The 21,083-nt window shown below is 66.6% G+C and carries 18 protein-coding genes; 16 read left to right on the top strand and 2 right to left on the bottom strand.

Translation table 11 applies throughout. From position 1 onward, the window contains the following. Positions 1–272: 272 nt before the first annotated feature. From EN846_RS25620 to EN846_RS25590, 7 genes are all read left to right on the top strand, one after another. Positions 273–752, top strand: coding sequence for a hypothetical protein (locus EN846_RS25620; RefSeq protein ID WP_127394278.1), 480 nt, complete (start codon positions 273–275; stop codon positions 750–752). 202 nt (positions 753–954) lie between these two features. Then, positions 955–1,302 carry a hypothetical protein gene (locus EN846_RS25615; protein ID WP_127394279.1) on the top strand — a complete coding sequence of 116 codons (348 nt, stop codon included), beginning with the start codon at positions 955–957 and terminating at the stop codon, positions 1,300–1,302. Between the two features lie 90 nt (positions 1,303–1,392). Next, positions 1,393–1,764 carry a hypothetical protein gene (locus EN846_RS25610; protein ID WP_127284813.1) on the top strand — a complete coding sequence of 124 codons (372 nt, stop codon included), beginning with the start codon at positions 1,393–1,395 and terminating at the stop codon, positions 1,762–1,764. Positions 1,765–2,001: 237 nt separating this feature from the next. Further along, a complete protein-coding gene (locus EN846_RS25605; RefSeq protein WP_127394246.1) occupies positions 2,002–2,628 on the top strand; it encodes a CDGSH iron-sulfur domain-containing protein in 627 nt (208 codons plus the stop codon). Between the two features lie 101 nt (positions 2,629–2,729). Continuing rightward, the gene (locus EN846_RS25600; RefSeq protein WP_128275533.1) at positions 2,730–3,101 is read left to right on the top strand and encodes an endonuclease domain-containing protein; all 372 of its coding nucleotides are present in this window, start codon (positions 2,730–2,732) and stop codon (positions 3,099–3,101) included. A 195-nt stretch (positions 3,102–3,296) separates the two neighbouring features. Then, a complete protein-coding gene (locus EN846_RS25595) occupies positions 3,297–5,318 on the top strand; it encodes a hydantoinase/oxoprolinase family protein (RefSeq protein WP_128346121.1) in 2,022 nt (673 codons plus the stop codon). A 243-nt stretch (positions 5,319–5,561) separates the two neighbouring features. Next, complete coding sequence (locus tag EN846_RS25590) at positions 5,562–7,736, top strand: malate synthase G (protein WP_128275532.1); 2,175 nt, start codon at positions 5,562–5,564, stop codon at positions 7,734–7,736. Between the two features lie 284 nt (positions 7,737–8,020). Here the strand turns inward: EN846_RS25590 and EN846_RS25585 are convergent, their stop codons facing one another. Continuing rightward, entirely contained in the window at positions 8,021–9,550 is a 1,530-nt protein-coding gene (locus EN846_RS25585) for a YifB family Mg chelatase-like AAA ATPase (protein WP_127392686.1), read from the bottom strand. Between the two features lie 282 nt (positions 9,551–9,832). Here EN846_RS25585 and EN846_RS25580 point away from each other — a divergent pair, with 282 nt between their 5' ends. Continuing rightward, positions 9,833–11,338 (top strand): Ig-like domain-containing protein, encoded by a 1,506-nt coding sequence (locus EN846_RS25580; protein ID WP_128273248.1) that lies wholly within the window; start codon positions 9,833–9,835, stop codon positions 11,336–11,338. Here the strand turns inward: EN846_RS25580 and gshB are convergent. Then, the gene (gene gshB / locus EN846_RS25575) at positions 11,335–12,285 is read right to left on the bottom strand and encodes a glutathione synthase (RefSeq protein WP_127392687.1); all 951 of its coding nucleotides are present in this window, start codon (positions 12,283–12,285) and stop codon (positions 11,335–11,337) included. The genes EN846_RS25580 and gshB overlap by 4 nt on opposite strands. Positions 12,286–12,555: 270 nt before the next feature. Here gshB and EN846_RS25570 point away from each other — a divergent pair, with 270 nt between their 5' ends. The 8 genes from EN846_RS25570 (at position 12,556) to EN846_RS25535 (ending at position 21,011) form a co-directional block, all read left to right on the top strand. Then, entirely contained in the window at positions 12,556–13,791 is a 1,236-nt protein-coding gene (locus EN846_RS25570) for a glycosyltransferase family 2 protein (RefSeq protein ID WP_127392689.1), read from the top strand. Next, positions 13,788–14,186, top strand: coding sequence for a GtrA family protein (locus EN846_RS25565; protein WP_127392690.1), 399 nt, complete (start codon positions 13,788–13,790; stop codon positions 14,184–14,186). The genes EN846_RS25570 and EN846_RS25565 overlap by 4 nt, the downstream gene beginning before the upstream one ends. Positions 14,187–14,379: 193 nt before the next feature. Beyond that, the gene (locus EN846_RS25560; protein WP_128273250.1) at positions 14,380–16,191 is read left to right on the top strand and encodes a GtrA family protein; all 1,812 of its coding nucleotides are present in this window, start codon (positions 14,380–14,382) and stop codon (positions 16,189–16,191) included. Between the two features lie 101 nt (positions 16,192–16,292). Continuing rightward, positions 16,293–17,642, top strand: a complete 1,350-nt coding sequence (locus EN846_RS25555) for an EAL domain-containing protein (protein ID WP_128346123.1) — start codon at positions 16,293–16,295, stop codon at positions 17,640–17,642. A gap of 153 nt (positions 17,643–17,795) precedes the next feature. Then, the gene (locus EN846_RS25550) at positions 17,796–18,563 is read left to right on the top strand and encodes an SDR family oxidoreductase (RefSeq protein WP_127285090.1); all 768 of its coding nucleotides are present in this window, start codon (positions 17,796–17,798) and stop codon (positions 18,561–18,563) included. Continuing rightward, positions 18,560–19,495, top strand: coding sequence for a 2-dehydro-3-deoxygalactonokinase (locus tag EN846_RS25545; protein WP_127285091.1), 936 nt, complete (start codon positions 18,560–18,562; stop codon positions 19,493–19,495). Before EN846_RS25550 ends, EN846_RS25545 begins: the two co-directional genes overlap by 4 nt. Next, a complete protein-coding gene (locus EN846_RS25540; protein WP_127392656.1) occupies positions 19,492–20,133 on the top strand; it encodes a 2-dehydro-3-deoxy-6-phosphogalactonate aldolase in 642 nt (213 codons plus the stop codon). The genes EN846_RS25545 and EN846_RS25540 overlap by 4 nt, the downstream gene beginning before the upstream one ends. After that, the gene (locus EN846_RS25535) at positions 20,130–21,011 is read left to right on the top strand and encodes an SMP-30/gluconolactonase/LRE family protein (RefSeq protein WP_127285093.1); all 882 of its coding nucleotides are present in this window, start codon (positions 20,130–20,132) and stop codon (positions 21,009–21,011) included. Before EN846_RS25540 ends, EN846_RS25535 begins: the two co-directional genes overlap by 4 nt. The last annotated feature ends 72 nt before the right edge of the window (positions 21,012–21,083 follow it).

Raw genomic sequence — 21,083 nt, 5'->3', positions numbered from 1 at the left:
CCCCAGCTCATCCACGGTTTAGGCTACCTGAGGGGTGACGGGCTCTCGACCGCCGCCACGGATCAGGCAAGCACCTGGTCCGTGGCACCCCTCAACAATGCACGATTCCAGACACACAAGGGGTGTTGGAAGAAATGAGCCGTTCGTGTCTTCTGGAACACCCCTCATCCGACCTCGCTTCGCGAGGCCACCTTCTCCCGCAGGGGGAGAAGGAAGAACCGCCGCCGTCCCGCCCGCTTATGCTCTACTCCCCCACCTCGAAAGCCACGCCCATGTCCGTAGAACTCCGCAACAGTCCCACCAACAAGTTCTCTTCCGTCGCCGGGTCGCTGCTGATGGCGGCGATCTTTGGCTTCTATGCGCTGAAGGGGCTGGTCAACGGCGCCGATGGCGGGCGGGTGTTCTTCGTCGCGCTGCTGGCGCTGGGCTTCCTCGGCTTCGGTGGCTACCTCGCGCGCGGCGCCTTCGACACCTCGGTCAAGGTGGTGCTCGACGAGAACGGTTTTCGGGATCGCCGCCGCGGCGACGTGCTGGTGCCATGGGACAAGGTGCAAAGCGTGCGCCTCTCCTCCCCCGGCAAGGGCTCGGGCGTGGTCAGTTTCGAGCTCAACGAGGCGCCGCCCGACGCGCTGGCCAATGCGCTGTTTGGCGGCAACACCGTGCGCATGGAGATCAACTCGCTCGACATGAGCGGGCCGGACATTGTCGCGGAGATCGAGCGGCTGGCGCCGCATGTGGTGGTGGGTCGCTGATCTCCCCCCTCGAGGGGGAGATGTCGCCAAAGGCGACAGACGTCGCGCGTGGAACGCCTGCGCCCCCTTTCGTCACGATAAGGCTCGGAGCTTCACGCGGGGCGCGACCCCCTCTGGCCTGCCGGCCATCTCCCCCTCGAGGGGGGAGATTACGCGCTTCGCCCGCCCATGCTCTACTCTCCACTCTCCAGGACCCGCCGCCATGATTCGCCTCGCCCTCGCCGCCCTGCTCATCGCCGGCCCAGCCCTCGCCGACGACATGTCGGTGTTCGTCCGCAACAAGCGCTCGGACGGCGTCGCGGTCGAACTGTTCAGCCGCGACCGCGATACGGTCTGGCCGGGCGACAACAAGGTCTTCCTGATCCGCCCGGGCGCGCGGAAATCGGTGCCGATCTCCTGCAATCCGGGCGAGAACATCTGCTGGGGCGCCTGGGTCAATGGCGACGACCAGGTCTCCGCCGGCGTCGGCCCCGACAACGACCAGCCCTGCGATTCATGCTGCTTCATCTGCGTGGAGCATTCGACGGAGACGATCGACCTGGCGGAGTAGGGGAAAGCGCCAACCAATCCTTCCCCGTTCCAGCCTCGCATGGCATGGTCGAACTCTCGGCCGAGGGGCCGATTCTTTCGGGGGACTGCCATGACTTTCTTCACCGCCCGCCGCATCGCCGCGGCGTTCTTCATCGCCACGCTGGCCGCGCCGGCGGCGCATGCCGGCGACGTCACGTTCGAGATCAGGAACGGCCATCCCAACGCCATGCGGCTCGAACTCTACAGCCAGGACCGCGACTACGTCTGGCCGGGCAATGACAAGGATTTCTACCTCGACGACGGCGAGACCAAGCAACTGCCGATCTCCTGCGAGGAGGGCGAATCGATCTGCTACGGCGCCTGGGTCGACGGCGACGAAGGCACCTATTGGGGCGTCGGCCCCGGCAACAAGGAAAAATGCGAAGACTGCTGCTACACCTGCAGCGGCGGCGAGACCGAGGAAATCAACCTGGTCGAGTGAGCGATAATCTCCCCCCTCGTGGGGGAGATGTCGCCGAAGGCGACAGAGGGGGTCGCTCGCGTAAAACGCCAGCGCCCCTTCCTGCGAGAGCCAAGGTCGGCGCTTCACGCGCAACGACCCCCTCTGGCCGCTTCGCGGCCATCTCCCCCTCAAGGGGGGAGACTTGGCGTTCCAGCCAACTTGACGCCCCTCCCGCCCTCGCCCTAGCCTGTCTCCACCCAAGAGGAGACCCCACCCATGGCAGGCACGGTCGAAGGCGAGAAGGTCGACGTCTCCTTTTCCGGCAGGCGCTGCATCCATTCGCGCAACTGCGTGCTCGGCAATCCGCACGTCTTTGTGCCCAACGCCAAGGGCGAGTGGATCCACCCCGAGGCGGCCAGCGTCGAGAAGGTTGTGGCGCTGGCGGAGAACTGCCCGTCCGGCGCCATCACCTACCATCGCAAGGATGGCGGACCGCAGGAGAAGCCGCCGGTGGTCAACACGGTGCGGCTGCGCGAAAACGGCCCGCTGGCCGTGCATGCCGAGATCGTTCTCGGCGACGAGACTTTCTATCGCGCCACGCTCTGCCGCTGTGGTCTGTCGCAGAATAAGCCGTTCTGCGACAACGCCCATATCAAGGCCGGCTTCACCGCCACCGGCGAGCCGCCGCTGAAGGACACGCCGGCGCTCGAGGCCCGCGACGGCCCGCTGAGGATAGCCCCGACCGTCAACGGCCCGCTCAAGCTCGAGGGCAATGCCGAGATCGTCACCGGCACCGGCCACACCATCGACCGCACCACGCGGGTTTTCCTCTGCCGCTGCGGCCATTCGGCCAACAAGCCGTTCTGCGACAATTCGCACAAAAGGGTGGGGTTCGTGGGGTAGGCGGTGGAAGCTGCCGATCTCCCCCCTCGTGGGGGAGATGTCCGGCAGGACAGAGGGGGGCGCCGTAGAGTGGCAACCTCAATAGCCAACGAGCATTGACAATGCCCCACACGCCATTGCCTTCAAAACATCGCGCAAACGCCAAGTCGATGCGCAAGGTCATGACATCAGCCGAACTGAAGCTCTGGAACGAGCTTCGCGCGCATCGGCTGATGGGGCTAGGCTTTCGCCGACAATTTCCGATCGCCGGTTACATCGTCGATTTCGCTTGCCCACAAAAGAAGCTCGTCGTCGAGGTCGACGGCTCCCAGCATACGGAAGCCGCTGCGGTTGTCAGTGACGAAGCAAGGACAGCGCGTCTGGAGCAGGACGGCTGGACCGTCCTGCGCTTTTGGAACGATGACGTCAGTCGCGACATCGACAATGTCTGTCAGCATATTGTGATTGCGGCGGGTCTCGGCGGCGCGTCCTGAACGAATTGGCCGGCGACGGGCGCAATCACGGCAAGGTCGGCGGGACAGCGCCCCCCTCTGGCCTGCCGGCCATCTCCCCCACGAGGGGGGAGATCACGCTCTCCACCTCCCTTGGCCCATCTCTCCCGGCTTTATCCGCAACGCCATATCGGCTAAGGGCAGGCACCAATCCTTTTGCCCGGACTGCCTGCAAAAATGACCGCCAAGCCAATCCCGCTCTTCCTCGGCATCGACACCGGCGGCACCTACACCGACGCCGTGCTGTGGGCGGAGGAGGGCGGGCCGAAGGGCAAGGTGCTGGCCAAGGCCAAGGCGCTGACCACCAGGCACGACCTCGCTGTCGGCATCTCCGGCGCGGTCGACGCGGTGCTGCAGAAAGCCGGCACCGATCCGGCTTCGATCAAGCTGGTGTCGATGTCGACCACCCTGGCAACCAACGCGCTGGTCGAAGGCCAGGGCGGCCGCGTGGCGCTGATCATGATCGGCTTTTCCGAGGCCGACCTTGCCCGTGACGGGCTGAAGACCGCGCTCGGCACCGATCCGGTGGTGTTCTGCCCCGGCGGCCATGACGTGCACGGCAATGCGGCCAAGCTCGACCTCTCGGGCCTCGAGGCCGCACTGCCGGAGCTTGGGCGTTCGGTGTCGGGCTTTGCCGTCTGCGCCTACTTTGCCACCCGCAACCCGGCGCACGAGGTCACCGCTCGCGACCTGATCCGCGAGAAGACGGGCCTGCCGGTCACCGCCAGCCACGAACTGTCGGCCAAGCTCGGCGGCCCGCGCCGGGCGCTGACCACGCTGCTCAACGCCAGGCTGATCTCGATGATCGACCGGCTGGTGGCGGCGACCGAAGGGTTTCTGGAAGCGCGCGGCATTGCAGCGCCGCTGATGGTGGTGCGCGGCGACGGCGCGCTGGTTTCCGCCGCCTTCGCCCGCCAGCGGCCGATCGAGACCATTTTGTCCGGTCCGGCCGCCAGCCTCGTCGGCGCGCGTCACATGACCGGCCTCGACGATGCCGTCGTCTCCGACATCGGCGGCACCACCACCGACGTCGCCGTGCTCGACAGCGGCCGCCCCCGGCTCGATCCGGAGGGTGCCACCGTCGGCGGCTTCCGCACCATGGTCGAGGCGGTCGCCATGCGCACCTTCGGCCTCGGCGGCGATTCCGAAGTGGCGCTGGAGGACGGCGCGCTCAATCCAAAGATCCTGCTCGGGCCACGCCGCCTGGTGCCGCTGGCGCTGGCCGGCATGGCGCATGGCGAGGCCGTGACATCGGAACTGGAGCGGCAGCTGCGCGCGCCGAACCCCGGCCGCATGGATGGCCGCTTCGCCGTCCGCACCGGCGTGCCGGAAAGACTTGCCGCGGGCCTCACCGCGCCGGAGGCAAAACTCTACGAGGCGATCGGCGCCACGCCGCTGGCGCTCGACCGGCTGCTCTCTTCCAACGCCCAGAACGCCACGCTGAACCGGCTGGTGGCGCGCGGCCTCGTGCATATCTGCGGCTTCACGCCGTCCGACGCCGCCCATGTGCTCGGCAAGCAGGCCAACTGGCATGCCGCCACCGCCCGCCTCGGCGCCGAGCTGTTCGCCCGCAAGCGCGACGGCCGCGGCCAGGCGATCGCCGCGACGCCGGAAGCGCTCGCCGAACGCGTGCTGGTGACGCTGACGCGCTGGTCGGCCGAATACATCCTCGAAACCGCCTTCACCGAGGACGGGCTGGATGGCGCCGCCGCGGTCGCGCACGCGCTGGTGCAGCGCGCCGTCGACGCCCATCCCGGCATCGCCCGCCTCAGCGTCGCGCTCGACCGCCCGGTCATCGGCCTCGGCGCCTCGGCGCCGCTGCATTATGCCGGCCTGCCGCGGCTGGTCGGCAATGGCTGCGTCGTGCCGGACGATACCGACGTAGCCAACGCGCTCGGCGCCGTCGTCGGCCAGGTCCGCGTCTCGGCCGAGGCCCGGATCAGCCAGCCGAAGGAAGGCCTGTTCCGCCTCGCCTCGGGCCAAACCGTGCGCGACTTCACCGAGGAGGCGAAGGCGATCGCCGCAGCCGAGGCCGATGTCAGGGCGATCGTCGCCGAGCGGGCCAAGGAAGCCGGCACCGACAACGCCGAGATCGACGTCGCCACCGAGTTGAAGGTCTCGACCGTCGAGAGCCAGCGCATGTTCATCGAGGCGCATGTGGTGGCGGTGGCGACAGGACGGCCGCGGATTGCGGTGTGAGGCGCCCTTTCCTTCTCCCCGTTTCACGGGGAGAAGGTGCCCGAAGGGCGGATGAGGGGCGGCGCCGACCAACGTGATTTCGCAGCACCGCCTACTTTGCGTAACGTCGCGCCGCCTCTCATCCGGCTGCCGCCACCTTCTCCCCGTGAACGGGGAGAAGGACGCCTTCACCCTAAGCCGAATTGACCCCGTAACCCCAAACATGCCAAAGGCCCGGCAAAGCCTACAGCTGGAGACGTGCTGATGACCGACCGCATCGAGACCGCCGGGTTGCAGATCGCCCGCGAGCTGCATGACTTCGTGGCGGCCGAGGCAGCACCCGGCACCGGCATCGAGCCGGAACAATTCTGGAACGGCTTTTCCGCCATCGTCCACGAGCTGGCGCCGAAGAACCGGGCGCTGCTGGCAAAACGCGACGCCCTGCAGGAAAAGCTCGACGGCTGGTACCGCGAAAACGGCGCGCCGCTCGACATGGAGGGCTACAAGAGCTTTCTGAAGGCGATCGGCTATCTGGTGCCGGAAGGCCCGGCCTTCAGCGTCTCGACGCAGAATGTCGATCCGGAGATCGCCGCCGTTGCCGGGCCGCAGCTGGTCGTGCCGGTGATGAACGCGCGCTATGCGCTCAACGCCGCCAACGCCCGCTGGGGCTCGCTCTATGACGCGCTCTACGGCACCGATGCCATTCCCGAGACCGGCGGCGCCGAGAAGGGCAAGGGCTTCAACCCGGCGCGCGGCGCCAGGGTGATCGCCTGGGCCAAGGATTTCCTCGACCAATCGGCGCCGCTGACGTCAGGCAAATGGGCCGGCGTCAACGGACTTTCGTTCACCAACGGCATGCTGCGGCTGGGCGAGGGCGCCGGCTCCACCACGCTTGCCGATCCCAGGCAATTCGCCGGCTATCGCGGCGATGCCGCCAACCCGGAAGCGGTGCTGCTGGTCAGGAACGGCCTGCATATCGAGATCGTGATCGATCGCGCCAACCAGATCGGCCGCACCGATCCGGCGGGGATCGCCGATGTCATCCTGGAATCGGCGCTGACCACCATCCAGGACTGCGAGGATTCGGTCGCCGCCGTCGATGCCGAGGACAAGGTCGTCGTCTACCGCAACTGGCTCGGCCTGATGAAGGGCGATCTCGCCGAAGAGATCAGCAAGGGCGGCAAGAGCTTTGTCCGCAAGCTCAACCCTGATCGCACCTACACCGCGCCCTCCGGCGGCGCGCTGACCCTGCCCGGCCGCTCGCTGATGCTGGTCAGGAATGTTGGCCACCTGATGACCAACCCGGCGATTTTGGATCGCGACGGCAACGAGGTGCCGGAAGGCATCATGGACGCCGCGCTGACGGCGCTGATTTCGCTGCACGATGTCGGCGCCAGCGGCCGCCGCGCCAATTCCCGCGCCGGCTCGATGTATGTGGTGAAGCCGAAGATGCACGGGCCGGAGGAGGTCGCCTTCGCCGTCGAGATCTTCGACCGCGTCGAGGCCCTGCTCGGCATGGCCAAAAACACCATCAAGATGGGCATCATGGACGAGGAGCGGCGCACCACCGTCAACCTCAAGGAAGCGATCCGCGCGGCGCGCGAGCGCGTCGTGTTCATCAACACTGGCTTCCTCGACCGCACCGGCGACGAGATCCACACCTCGATGGAAGCCGGCCCGATGATCCGCAAGGGCGACATGAAGCAGGCCGCGTGGATTTCCGCCTACGAGGCCTGGAACGTCGACACCGGGCTGGAATGCGGGCTGGCCGGCCATGCCCAGATCGGCAAGGGCATGTGGGCGATGCCCGACCTGATGGCGGCGATGCTGGAGCAAAAGATCGCCCATCCGAAGGCCGGCGCCAACACCGCCTGGGTGCCGTCGCCAACGGCGGCGACGCTGCACGCCACGCATTACCACAAGGTCGACGTCCACGCCGTCCAGGCGGCGCTGAAGAGCCGGCCGAAGGCGAAGCTCGACGACATATTGTCGGTGCCGGTCGCGGTGCGGCCGAACTGGACGCCGGACGAAATCCAGCGCGAGCTCGACAACAATTCGCAAGGCATTCTGGGCTATGTCGTGCGCTGGATCGACCAGGGCGTCGGCTGCTCGAAAGTCCCTGATATCAACGATGTCGGCCTGATGGAGGACCGCGCCACGCTGCGCATCTCCTCCCAGCACCTCGCCAACTGGCTGCGCCACAAGGTGTGCTCGGAAATCCAGGTCAGGGATTCGCTGCAGCGCATGGCCGCCATCGTCGACCGCCAGAATGTCGGCGATCCGCTCTACCGGCCGATGGCGCCGGATTTCGACAATTCAGTTGCCTTCCAGGCCGCCTGCGACCTGGTGTTCAAGGGGACGGTCCAGCCAAACGGATATACGGAACCGGTGCTGCACGCGCGGCGGCTGGAGCTGAAGGCGCGGAACAAGGCCGAGTAGGGTGGCGGCCGCTTCGGTTCACGCCGCCGGCTCGGGCGGCACGCGCCTGCGGCCTTGATGATTGGCGAAACCACTGGCGAGAGCGTCCTTCTCCTCGTTAACGGGGAGAAGATGGCGGCAGCCAGATGAGGGGCGGCGCGACGGCCATCGGATTCCGCGCCACCTACATGCCCTTTGCGACCCCAAATGAAGACGGGCGGCTGCACCGGGGCTGGATGAGCGCCTGCGCTGCCCCTCATCCCCCTGCCGGGACCTTCTCCCCGTAAACGGGGAGAAGGACTAGACTACGCCGCCTGCGCCATGCGCTCCGCGCTCATCCGGTAGGAAATCGCTTCGGCGAGATGGATCAGCCCGACCGTCTCGCTGGCATCGAGATCGGCGAGCGTGCGCGCCACTTTCAGCACGCGGTGATAGGCGCGCGCCGAAAAGCCGAGCTTTTCGCTGGCGTCCTTGAGCAGGGTCAGGCCGGCGCTGTCGGGTCTCGCGATTTCCTCGATGACCGAAGGCGAGCAATGCGCATTGGTGGTCACGGTCGCGCCAAGCCGTTCGAGCCGCTCGCGCTGGATGGTGCGGGCGCGCGCCACGCGCTGCGCCACCGAAGCGCTGCTCTCGGCCTTGTCGGGCCGGATCAGGTCGCTGGCCGAGACCGCCGGCACCTCGATCCTGAGATCGATGCGGTCGAGCAGCGGGCCTGAGATGCGCGCCTGGTAGTCGGTGCGGCAGCGTTCGCCGCGCAGACAGCGATAGCCGGGCTCGCCCGACATGCCGCAGCGGCACGGGTTCATCGCCGCGATGAGCTGGATGCGCGCCGGATAGGTGACGCGGTGGTTGGCGCGTGCGATCACGCAGTCGCCGGTCTCCAGCGGCTGGCGCAGCGCGTCCAGCGTCTGCGGCGTGAATTCCGGCAATTCGTCGAGGAACAAGACGCCGTGATGGGCGAGCGAGACCTCGCCGGGCCGCGCCCGCAAGCCGCCGCCCACCATCGCCGCCATCGAGGCCGAATGATGCGGGGCGCGGAACGGCCGGCGGTCGGTGAGCTTGCCTTCGCCGAGTTCGCCCGCCACCGAGGCGATCATCGAGACTTCCAAAAGTTCCTTCGGCGCCAGCGGCGGCAGGACCGACGGCAGCCGCTGCGCCAGCATCGACTTTCCAGAACCTGGAGGCCCGACCATCAGCAGATTGTGGCCGCCCGCAGCCGCCACCTCCAGCGCCCGCTTGGCGCTCTCCTGGCCCTTGATGTCGGCGAGGTCCGGCAGGTCGCGCGCCGCGAGCTGGATGCCGGCCTCGGGCCGCGACAGCACCTGCGTGCCGCGAAAATGGTTGGCGACGGCGATCAGGCTGCGCGGCGCCAGGATGTCGAAATCCTTGCCGGCCCAGGCGGCCTCCGGCCCGCAGCCGAACGGGCAGATCAGGCCCTTGTTCTCGGCATTGGCGCCGATCGCCGCCGGCAGCGCTCCGGCCACCGCCGCGATGGTGCCGTCGAGCGACAATTCACCGAGCACGACATAGCCGGCCAGCATGTCGCCCGGAATGGCGCCGAGCGCCGCCATCAGGCCGAGCGCGATCGGCAAATCGTAATGGCTGCCTTCCTTGGGCAGGTCGGCCGGCGCGAGGTTGACGGTGACCTTCTTCGACGGCATCGACAGGCCCGAGGCATGCAAAGCCGCCTGCACCCGCTCGCGGCTCTCCGCCACCGCCTTGTCCGGCAGGCCGACAATATGCATGCCGACCTTGCCCGGCGCGATCATCACCTGGACATCGACCGGCACGGCCTCGATGCCCTGGAAAGCGACCGTGCGAACCCGCGCCACCATCTTGCTCTGCCCCCGGATACCTGTCCGCCCGCCGGTCCTGCGATCAGGCGGCGAGCGGGGTCAGCCAAGACAACCACAGATTTTCGGATTGATCAAGAACATTACAAGAACAAATGTCGACCCCGACCGAGCAACGGGATCCCGCTCGACACACATAATTAACCACATTGGAAAAAGGCGGGACGCGGCCGGGTTTGTCACCGATCCGACGCGCGTACGATGCTATCGTTGGGATCGGGGGGCATCCACAGCACGTCCAGGCGCGAAGGCGAGGAAGACAGGATGCTGACCTTAAGCAATGGCAGCGAGCTCACCGTATGGGAAGAAACCGACAATCCCAATCCGAGCCCTGACGCGGTCCTTTTCAGCATTACCGAAACCGACGGCGATGTGATCGGGCCAATAGGAGCAAAGCCGGATTTCCCGTTCGGTGGGATCGACCTGGCTTCGGTCGATGTCTTCGACGGCTTCTTCACCATCACCAGCTTCACCAACGAGGGCCGAACCGAGACCTGGACGACGGTGGAGACGCAGGTCTTCGACAATGAAGGCAATCTTATCCGCACCTTGTCCGACCAGGCCGCTTTCCTGTCTGCCCAGATTGTCTCGGTCAACGCCGACAGCCCCGACACCATCACGGTGACATGGATCGGCGCGAACGAATATTTCGGCGGCGAAAACACCCAGTATGGGCAGCATCAGATCATCCTGGAAGGCGGCGCGCTGCAGCCCGACAGCTTCGTCAATCATGCGCCCACCGCCGCCGATCTGAACGTGTCGGTTTCACAGGGGCAGTTTCTCGACGACATCAAATTCAGCGCCGCGGACGCCGACTACGATCTCTTGAGCTTTGTCGTCGTGGACGGGCCGGACCACGGCACCCTCGAGCAGAGCACGAGTTTCGACGGCAACTACTACCCGTTTCACCAGGGGCACTACGGCTCGAGCCTGCACTATCATGCCGACTTTCTGAGCGGCAATCTGTTTGACTACACGCCCGAGGCCGGCTTCGTCGGCACCGACAGCTTCACGGTTTACGCTACCGACGGCCAGGGCAACAGCAATGTGGCGACGATTACGATCGCGGTGACGCCGCCGGCCGAATCCATCGCGTTGAGCGACGTCACGAATGTCGTGAGCTATGGAGGCTACGATCATGCCGTGCTCGTCGCCGCGCTGGGCGGTGGCGACCGCATCAGCGGCACCCCGTTCAACGATACGCTAGACGGCGGCGCCGGCCACGACCAGCTGTTCGGCGGCGCCGGCGCCGACACGATCATCGGCGGCGCAGGCACGGATTGGCTGAAGGGCGACGCCGGCAGCGACGCGATAAGCGGCGGTGCAGGCACCGACGGCATCCGCGGCGATACGGGCGACGACGTTCTCGACGGCGGCGCCGGCTCAGACGACCTGCGCGGCGGCGCTGGCGACGACATCCTCAATGGCGGCGCCGGGCGCGACTGGCTAGCCGGCGACGCGGGCCGGGATGTCTTCGTGTTCGACGCACTCGGACCAGCGAACTACGACCGTATCGTCGACTTCAACGCGCTTGACGATGTGTTCCGGCTGGACAGCTCCGCATTCGTCGGGCTGTCGGCCGGCCCGCTTTTTGCTGCCGTCTTCACGGTCGGCAGCGAGGCCATCGATGACAGCGACCACATTATCTATGACGATGCGACCGGCGCTCTGCTGTTCGACCAGGACGGGGCGGGTGGGGCGGCGGGCGTCCGGTTCGCCACCGTGGACCCGGGCACCTGGCTCACTGCGGACGACTTCTTCGTGGTCTAGCCGCGGGATCGCCTTTTGTCCTCGACGCAGTCCCAGAACAGGCTGGCGATGTCGGCGCCGCCGAAACGCTGCACCTCGCGCACGCCGGTCGGCGAGGTCACGTTGATCTCGGTCATGTAGTCGCCGATGACGTCGATGCCGACGAGGATGAAGCCGCGCTCCTTCAGTGACGGACCGATGCGGGCGCAGATCTCGCGCTCGCGCTCCGTCAGCTCGGTCTTCTCGGCGCGGCCGCCGACATGCATGTTGGAGCGGGAATCGTGCTCTGCCGGCACGCGGTTGATGGCGCCGACCGGCTCGCCGTCGATGAGGATGATGCGCTTGTCGCCCTTGCGCACGTCCTTCAGGTAGCGCTGCACGATATAGGGCTCGCGGAACATCTGGCCGAACATTTCGAGCAGCGAGGCAAGGTTGCGGTCGGCCTCGTGCAGATGGAAGATGCCGGCGCCGCCATTGCCGTAGAGCGGCTTGACGATGATGTCGCCGAATTCCTTGCGGAAGGCCGCGACCTCCTGCGGATCCTTGGTGATCAGCGTCTCAGGCATCAGGTCCGGAAATTCGGTGACGAAGATCTTTTCCGGGCTGTTGCGCACCCAGGCCGGATCGTTGACCACCAACGTCCCAGGGTGGATGCGCTCGAGGATGTGCGTGGTGGTGATGTAGTTCATGTCGAAGGGCGGGTCCTGCCGCAGCAGGATGACGTCCATCTCCGACAGGTCGGTGCGCACCTTCTCGCCGAGCGAGTAGTGACTGCCCTTCTCGTCGCGCACCTGCATCTCCTCGATGCGCGCGAACACCTTGCCATCGCGCATCGACAGCCGGTCGGGCGTGTAGTGGAAAAGCTTGTGGCCGCGCCGCTGCGCCTCCAGCGACAGCGCGAACGAGGTGTCGCCGGCGATCGACACGGTGGAGACATGGTCCATCTGGATGGCGATCTTCAGCGGCATAGGGGTCTCCGGCACATTGGAGCGACGTGTCCGTTTGGACGGGCAAGTGCGCTCCAACACTTTGAAACTATGTCGCCGATATAAGGAAATCGGCGGGCTCTGCCAATCGCGACATTTTGAAGATCGCATCAACCAGGCGCGACCCGGCCGCGCGATTGCAGACAAGGCGAGAACCCGCGTCATCGTTTTCTTAAGCCTTGCCATGCAAGGGTGGTTCGAATGAGCCCGGCCCTGCCGACGCCGGACCCAGTCCTTGATGGAACAAGAACCATGAACGCCGTCACAACCATCCGTGCCGCCCAGACCAAGCAGCTCGAGCTGACCATCCTGATGCCGTGCCTCAACGAGGCCGAGACGCTTGCCGTCTGCATCGGCAAGGCAAAGGTCTTCCTCGACAAGGCCGGCATAGCGGGCGAGGTGCTGATTGCCGACAACGGCAGCACCGACGGCTCCCAGGAGATCGCGACGGCGATCGGCGCCCGCGTCGTGCCGGTGCCGCAGAAGGGCTATGGTGCGGCGCTGCTCGGCGGCATCGCCGCCGCCAGGGGCCGCTTCGTCATCATGGGCGATGCCGACGACAGCTATGATTTCAGCGCCCTGGACGCGTTCGTGGCACGCCTGCGCGACGGCGCCGACCTGGTCATGGGCAATCGCTTCCGGGGCGGCATCGAAACGGGCGCCATGCCGCCGCTGCACCGCTATCTCGGCAATCCGGTGCTGAGCTTCATCGGCCGCCTGTTCTTCCGCATCAAGACCGGCGATTTCCACTGCGGCCTGCGCGGCTTCAATGCCGAGAGCATCAGGAAGCTCGATCTGCAGACCACCGGCATGGAATTCGCCAGCGAGATGGTGGTGCGCGGCGCGCTTGCCGGCCTGCGCATCGAGGAGGTGCCGACGACGCTCAAGCCCGACGGCCGCAGCCGGCCGCCGCATCTCAGGACCTGGCGCGACGGCTGGCGGCACCTGAAATTCCTGCTGGTCTACAATCCGCGCTGGATGTTCTTCATTCCGGGCATGGTGCTGGGCGGGCTGGGCACGCTGTTCGCTGCCCTTTTGGTGTTCGGGCCGCTCAGGGTGATCAACAATCTGTCGCTCGACCTCAACACCTTCGTCGCCGCCTGCTTCATGATCGTCACCGGCGTGCAGCTCATCACCTTCGGTGTCATCTCGCGCTACTATGCCGAGGTCACCGGCATCCTGCCGCGCAGCCGCAGGTCCGACTGGCTGACCAGGACCATCAGCACCGATCGTCTCGCCGCCAATGCCGGCACCTGCTTTGCCGGCGGCTTCGCGTTTTGCGCCTACGCCGTGCTGCGCTGGGCGCATCTCGGCTTCGGCCCGCTGGACGATTCCGAAATCCCGCGCATCGTCGTGCTCGGCCTCAGCCTGGTCGTCATTTCGTTCCAGGCCTTTTTCTCGGCATTCCTGCTCGGCGTCCTGGAAATTCCGGTCAAGCGGCTGCGAAACGGCCCGTCCAGCGAACTGCCGGCAGGCGAGAACCAATGATCGACGCGCTGCCGGGCTTCGTCCAGTCGCGCCTGTTCCGCTTCCTGGTGGTCGGCGTCGGCGCGGCCCTGCTGCTGTTCGTGCTGTCGTGGCTGCTGGTTTCGCTCGGCCTTTCGCCGTTCGTCGGCAGTGCCGCCGCCTACGCGATCGCCTTCGTCGTCGCCTATTCAGCGCAGCGCGGCTGGACCTTCGGCGGCGAGCACGATCACGCCACGGCGTTGCCGCGCTATCTCACGCTGCAGCTCGGATGCGCCGTCTTTTCCGGCCTTGTCTCGCATGTGGCGGTTGCGCGCTTCGGCCTGTCGCCGCTTGCCATGTCGGCGCTGACCACGGTCGCGACAAGCGCGCTGAGCTATGTCGCGTCGTCGCTCTGGGTGTTTCCGGCACGCGGCTAGAGCATGATGCCGAAAAGTGTGAAGCGGTTTTCGGGCGACATCATGCTCTATCTCTTTGATTTAGAGTCGGATTCAGATTTCAGGTCGACGACCTGAAATCATCCGGCTCTAGCGCATTTGCGCGCGCGCTTTACGCTTTGTGAAGCGTGCGGCGCTAGCCTGCGGCGCCGACCACTCGCCCGAAAGTCGATCCATGACCGCTGCAAATGCCGCGATTCCTGCCGGGGAAACCGCCCGTTCCTGGCGCATGGATCTTGTGGCGGCGTTGCTCGCCACGCTGGTGGTGCTCTTGGTCAACGCCCATGCCGGTTTCCCGGAATTGGCCAACGCCGGCGGCGACAATGACAGCCTGCTGCAGCTGGTCCAGGTCCGCGACCTGCTGGGTGGCCAGGGCTGGTTCGACATGCAGCAGTACAGGATGGGGCCGGAAGGCGGTTTCGTCATGCACTGGTCGCGGCTGCTCGACGCGCCGCTGGCTCTCGGCATCCTCGTCATGTCGGCCCTGACCGGCAGCAGGCCGCTTGCCGAGCAGATCGTGCAGGTGGCCTGGCCGGCCCTGCTCTTCTGGCTGACGCTGTTCTTCACGGTGCGCGCCGCACGCAGTGTCGGAGGCGCCGGCGCGGTGCTCCCGGCCGTGGTTGTCGGCGCCGCCGCCTACCACTTCATCGGCATCTATTCACCGGGTTCGCTTGATCACCACAATGTCCAGGTGATGCTGACCATGGCAAGCCTCAGCCTGCTGCTCGAGGCGCCCGCGCGCAACTGGATGGCCTTGCCCGCCGGCGTCTGCGCGGCGCTGACGCTGGCCATCGGCATGGAAAGCGCGCCTTACGCCGGCACCATCGGCGCCCTGGTCGCTGTCCTGTTTCTGGTCGACGGCGTGCGGGAAAGGCAGATCGCCAGGAATTTCGGTTTCGGCTTCGCCGGAGTGTCGGCGTTGGTCTTCGTGACGACCGTCCCGATGTCCTCTTGGGGTCAGGCTCAATGCGACGCCTTTTCGATCGCGCAATTCGTTGTCGCCGCCATAGCAGGCATCGGTCTTGCGGCGTTTGCCTCGATCGATGCCGTCGCCAGTCGCTGGCAACGCCGGCTGCTGGCGATCGGCCTGCTCGCCGCAACGCTTGGCGCGGTCGTCGTGGTGGCCTTCCCGCAATGTCTCGCCGCACCCTATGCCGGTCTCGATCCACGCCTAAAGGAACTGTGGCTCGACCACATCGACGAAGCCCAGTCGCTGTTCACGCTGCTCGTTCACAAGCCGGCCAGCGTGGCCGCCCGCTATGCGACGCCGTTGCTGGCCATCGTGGTGATGGCGTTGCGCCTCGCGCATGGCGGCCGGCGCCGGCAGGACAGCCTCGTCGGCGCCCTGCTCATCGTCGCCTTCCTGGTCAGCGCCTGGGAGATACGCGGCTCGACCTTCTCGATTGGCTTTGCCGTGATCCCGCTCTCGGCATGGATCGCCAGATGGCGCCGGCGGGTCGAGGTCAGCCCTTCGCGAAGCGTCTCGCTGCGCATGGTCGCGGCCTGGCTGCTGTCGGTGAACGCGCTCTGGGCCGGCACCGCCACCGCGATGTCGTCGGCCTTCGAGCCGGTCAAGGCCGATGACGGCGGCGTCGACCGGAACTGCGAGAGCAAGGCTTCCTTCGCGGCCCTCGCCGGGCAGCCCGGCACCACGGTGCTGGCGATCTCCAATCTCGGCTCGCCGATCTTGGCCTATACCGGACATCGCGTGTTTTCCGGACCCTACCATCGCAACATCGCCGGAAACCTTCTGGCGCTCGATGCTTTCCTGGGCTCGGACGCCGATGCGCGGGCGATCGTCGAAAGCCATCATGTCGGCCTGGTCGCTGTCTGTCGCGGCAGCGTCGAAAGCCAGCTTCTCGCCGAAAAGGCGCCGAAGGGCTTTCTGGCCGGTCTGATCGATGGCCGCGTGCCGGATTGGCTGGAGCCGGTGGCCGCAAGCCGGGGCGCTCCGATCGAGCTCTACCGCGTGCGCGAAGGCGGTTGAACCGCCGCTTCGGGCGCATCAGAAAATCGATTTCTCGATACGTTTCCTAAAGGGTTTCCTGCCAGTCTCACCGCAAATTCCGACGTGCAACAGGAACACCGATGCAAACGACGTTTGCCACCGGGCAGGCAGGCAGGGAAAACACGGATCTGGCCTTCACCGATCCGCTGACCGGGCTTGGCAATCATCGCCGCTTCTTCGACAAGGTCGACCGCCTTATCAGCGACCGTTCCGAGGACCCGGCGCCCTTCACCGTCGGCATCCTCGACCTCGACGGCTTCAAGCCGATCAACGACCTGTTCGGCCACAAGGCCGGCGACGATATCCTGATCCAGGTGGCGATGCGGCTGCGCGCCTCGATGGACAGCTATTCCACCGTCTGCCGCATCGGCGCCGACGAGTTCGCCTTTCTCTATCCGATGGTGTTCTCAGAGGAGGCGGCGGCCGAAAAGTCGCGCATGCTGATCGAGATCCTGTCGGCGCCCTACGATGTCGGCGAGCGCACCGCCAGGCTTTCGGCCTCGGTCGGCTGCTCGCTGTTCTATTCCGGCGACGAGACCACCGACATCCTGCTCAACAAGGCCGAAACCGCGCTCTACCATGCCAAGCGTTCCGGCCGCGGCCGCGTCGTCGTCTACACCCGCGAGATGGAGGAGGCGGCCAAGCGCGTCACCCGCATCGAGCAGGCGCTGCGCCGCGCCGTCTCGGCCGGCGAGGTCGAGCCGCATTTCCAGCCCATCGTCGACCTGAACACCCGCCGCACCATCGGCTTCGAGACGCTGGCGCGCTGGACCGACCGCGATCTCGGCACCGTGCCGCCGACCGTGTTCATCCCGATCGCCGAGGAGCGCGGCATCATCGGTCCGCTGTCGCAGCTGGTGCTGCGCAAGGCCACCGAGGCAGCCCGCAGCTGGCCGAAGGACCTGTTCCTGTCCTTCAACCTGTCGCCGTCGCAGCTCGTCGACCAGAACACCGGCCTGCACATACTGGCGATCCTCGACCGCACCGGCTTCGATCCGCGCCGGCTGGAGATCGAAATCACCGAGACCGGCCTGATGAACGATCCGGCCTCGGCCGAGAAGATCGTCGAGGACCTGCGCCGCGTCGGCATCCGCGTCTCGCTCGACGATTTCGGCACCGGCCAGTCCTCGCTCGGGCGCCTGCGCGAATTCCATTTCGACAAGCTCAAGATCGACCGCGCCTTCGTCTCCTCGATCCTCGACGACCGCCCGTCCGAGCACATCATCCGCGCCATCCTCGCCATGTGCGAGGGGCTCGGCATGGATGTCGTGGCCGAGGGCATCGAGGAAGAGGCGCAGGCCGACCGCCTCGTCCAGTTCGGCTGCGCCGGCGGCCAGGGCTACCTGTTCGGCAAGCCGGTCGATGCCGACGCCACGCTCGGCTATCTGCGCGATTCCTATCGCGGCGCCTTGCACGCCAAGGCGATCTGAACGCCGTTCCGCACGGATTCAGCCAGCCCCTTCATCCGGTGCGGGCGTGATTTGCCTTTTTGTCAGACATAAGCTCGAAAATCTGACGTTTATCCCTTGCCCGCGCGCCTTGTCTGGATAGGATGCGCGCCGACTTGGCCAGGGAGAAAAAACATGATGCCATCGGCGCGTTTTGCCGATCTCGAAGGCGCTTCGGTGCTGATCACCGGCGGCGGTTCCGGTATTGGCGCGGCGCTGACCGAGGGCTTTGTCCGGCAAGGCGCGAAGGTCGCCTTCATCGACATCGCCGACGGTCCGAGCATCGCGCTTGCCGACCGCGTCGAGAAGGAGCAAGGCCGGCGGCCGCTCTACCTCAAGACCGATCTGCGCGACATCGAGGCGCTGCGCGCCTCGGCTGCCAGGGCGGCTGAAGCGCATGGCGACGTCACCGTCCTGGTCAATAACGCCGCGCTTGACGACCGCCACGCGGTCGAGGACGTCACCGTCGAGTTCTGGGACAACAACCTCGCCGTCAACCTGCGCCCGCATTTCTTCACCGCGCAGGCGGTGGCGCCGGGCATGAAGCGGGCCGGCGGCGGCTCGATCATCAATTTCACCTCGACCTCCTATCTGATCAACCATCCGGATATGCCGGCCTACACCGCCGCCAAGGCCGGCATACTCGGCCTCACCAAGGGCCTGGCCGGCAAGCTCGGCGCCGACCGCATCCGGGTCAACGCTATCGCACCGGGCTGGGTGATCACCGAACGGCAGAAGGAGCTCTGGGTCACCGAAGGGTCGCTCACCGCCCATGTCGCCAAACAGTGCATCAAGGACGTCATGCTGCCCGACGACATCGTCGGCACGGTGCTGTTCCTCGCCTCGGATGCCTCGCGCATGCTGACTGCGCAGATGCTGATCGTCGATGGAGGCTTCCTGTGAGCGCGGCGCCCGCGGTCGCGGCGCTCGACTGGGGCACGACCAGGCTCAGGGCCTGGTTGCTCGACGACGCCGGCAAGGTGCTTGCCGAGCGTCGCGGCGACGACGGGCTGATCACCGCGCGCGAGAAAGGGTTTTCGACGGTTCTCGAGGGCCACCTGGCCGCCATGGGCGCGCCGGAAACGCTGCCGGTCATCATCTGCGGCATGGCCGGATCCCGCCAGGGCTGGCTGGAAGCGCCCTATGTCACCGTGCCGGCGCCGATCGGCGCCATCCTGGCCGGCGCTATCAGGGTTCCCGGCCAGGGCCGCGACATCCGCATCGTGCCGGGCCTTGCCCAGCGGCTGGCCGATGCGCCCGACGTGATGCGCGGCGAGGAAACCCAGCTTGCCGGCGCCGGTTTGCCGGCAAAGGGTCGCCATCTCGTCTGCATGCCCGGCACGCATTCGAAATGGGTGGCCGTCGAGGACGGCGCCGTCGCCGGCTTCGGCACCTGGCCGACGGGCGAGCTGTTCTCGGTTCTGGCCGCGCATTCGATCCTGCGCCATTCGCTGGGCGAGCATCCGGCAGCGGTGGCGGCTGACAATCCCTTCTTCCGTCAATGGTGCGAACGAGCGCTCGGCGAGGGCGGCGACGTCACCTCGAAGCTGTTTGCCATCCGCGCCGCCGGCCTGCTGCACGACCTGCAGTCCGACGATGCGGCGGCGTGCCTGTCGGGGTTGCTGCTCGGCGGCGAGATCGCTTCGGCAAAACGCCGCTATGGCGCCGGCGATGAGCCGGTCGTGCTGGTCGCCTCCGGCGCCCTCGCTGTGCTCTATGGCGCCGCGCTGGGCGTCGCGGGCCTTGCCCTCAGAACCGTTGACGCCGATGAAGCAGTGCGTGCCGGCCTCGTCGAGGCGGCGCGCGAGAACGGCATGATTGGAGCCGCCGCGTGACCCAGACCGCACCGTTTCCGAACCTCAAGCGCGGCCTCGTCGCCATCCTGCGCGGGCTGAAACCCGGCGAAGCGGTGGCGATCGGCCAGGCGATCTTCGATGCCGGCATCGAGGCGATCGAGGTGCCGCTCAATTCGCCGGAACCCTTCGTCTCGATCGCCAGCCTTGTGCAGGCGTTGCCGAAGACGGCGCTGGTCGGCGCCGGCACCGTGCTGACGGTGGCCGATGTCGACGCCCTGCACAAGGCCGGCGGGCGCCTGCTGGTCAGCCCCAACATCGATGCCGAGGTGATGGGGCGCGCCATGACCTACAACATGGTGACGATGCCCGGCGTGTTCACGCCGACAGAGGCCTTCCTGGCGATAAGGCTCGGCGCCTCGGCGCTGAAATTCTTCCCGGCAAGCGTGCTTGGCGCCGGCGGCATTTCGGCCATGCGCGCGGTGCTGCCGGCCGAAATTGTGGTCGGCGCCGTCGGTGGCGTGTCGGACAAGGATTTCGCCGGCTATAAATCGGCCGGCGTCAGCGCCTTCGGCCTCGGCTCCAGCCTGTTCAATCCTGGCATGAGCGTCGAGGAGGTGGCGACCCGTGCCCGCGCCGCCGTAACCGCCTGGGACGCGGCATTCGGGGGAGAGGCATGATGGACAACGGCGTTTCGGTTTTCTCGGACCATATCTGCCAGCTAGGCGAGGGGCCGAGCTACGACCCCGGCAGCGATGCCCTGTTCTGGTTCGACATCGTCAACGGCCTGCTTTTGGAGCAGGGCGTGGGCTCCGGCGTCCTGAAGGTGCATGAGCTCGGCCTGATGGCCAGCGCGCTCGCCATCATCGACGACGCCCGCCAGCTGATCGCCACCGAGACCGGCCTGCATGTCCGCGACGTCGCGACCGGCAGGCTGACGCTGCACACCGCGATCGAGGCCGACAATCCGCTGACCCGCTCCAACGATTCGCGCGTCCATCCTTGCGGCGCCTTCTGGGTCGGCACCATGGGCAAGGACGAGGGCAAGGGCGCCGGGGCGATCTACTGGTTCTTCAAGGGCGAGTTGCGCCGGCTGTTTTCCGACATCACCGTGTCGAACTCGATCTGCTTCTCCGAGGACGGAAAGATCGCCTACTACACCGACACCTCGACCGGGCTGTTGATGCGCGTCGCCTGCGATGCGTCAACCGGCCTGCCCGTAGGTGAACCAAAAGTGTTCGTCGACCATCGCAAATCGATGGGCTATGTCGACGGCTCCGTCGTCGACCGCGACGGCGTGCTGTGGAACGCTGTCTGGGGCGGCAAGGTGGTCAAGGCCTATGCGCCCGACGGCGCGTTGCTGCGCGAAATCCCGATGCCGGTGACGCAGCCCTCCTGCCCGGCCTTTGTCGGCGCCAAGGCCGACAGGCTGGCGGTGACCTCGGCGTGGAAGGGCAAGGACGACAAGCAGCGCAAGCTCGATCCCCAAGCTGGCATGACCTTCCTGCTCGGCATTCCCGTCAACGGCCGCTTCGAGCCGCGCGTGCTGATCGCCTGATACGGGCCACCGGCCCGCTTTGCGGGCTGGGACCTGGTTCTGTCACGCATCCGCCCGCCCCGGTCGGTTTCG

Origin of the sequence: Mesorhizobium sp. M4B.F.Ca.ET.203.01.1.1 (assembly GCF_004791025.1) — a bacterium.
GTDB lineage: Bacteria > Pseudomonadota > Alphaproteobacteria > Rhizobiales > Rhizobiaceae > Mesorhizobium > Mesorhizobium abyssinicae.
This window is presented reverse-complemented; position numbering and strand designations above follow the sequence as displayed.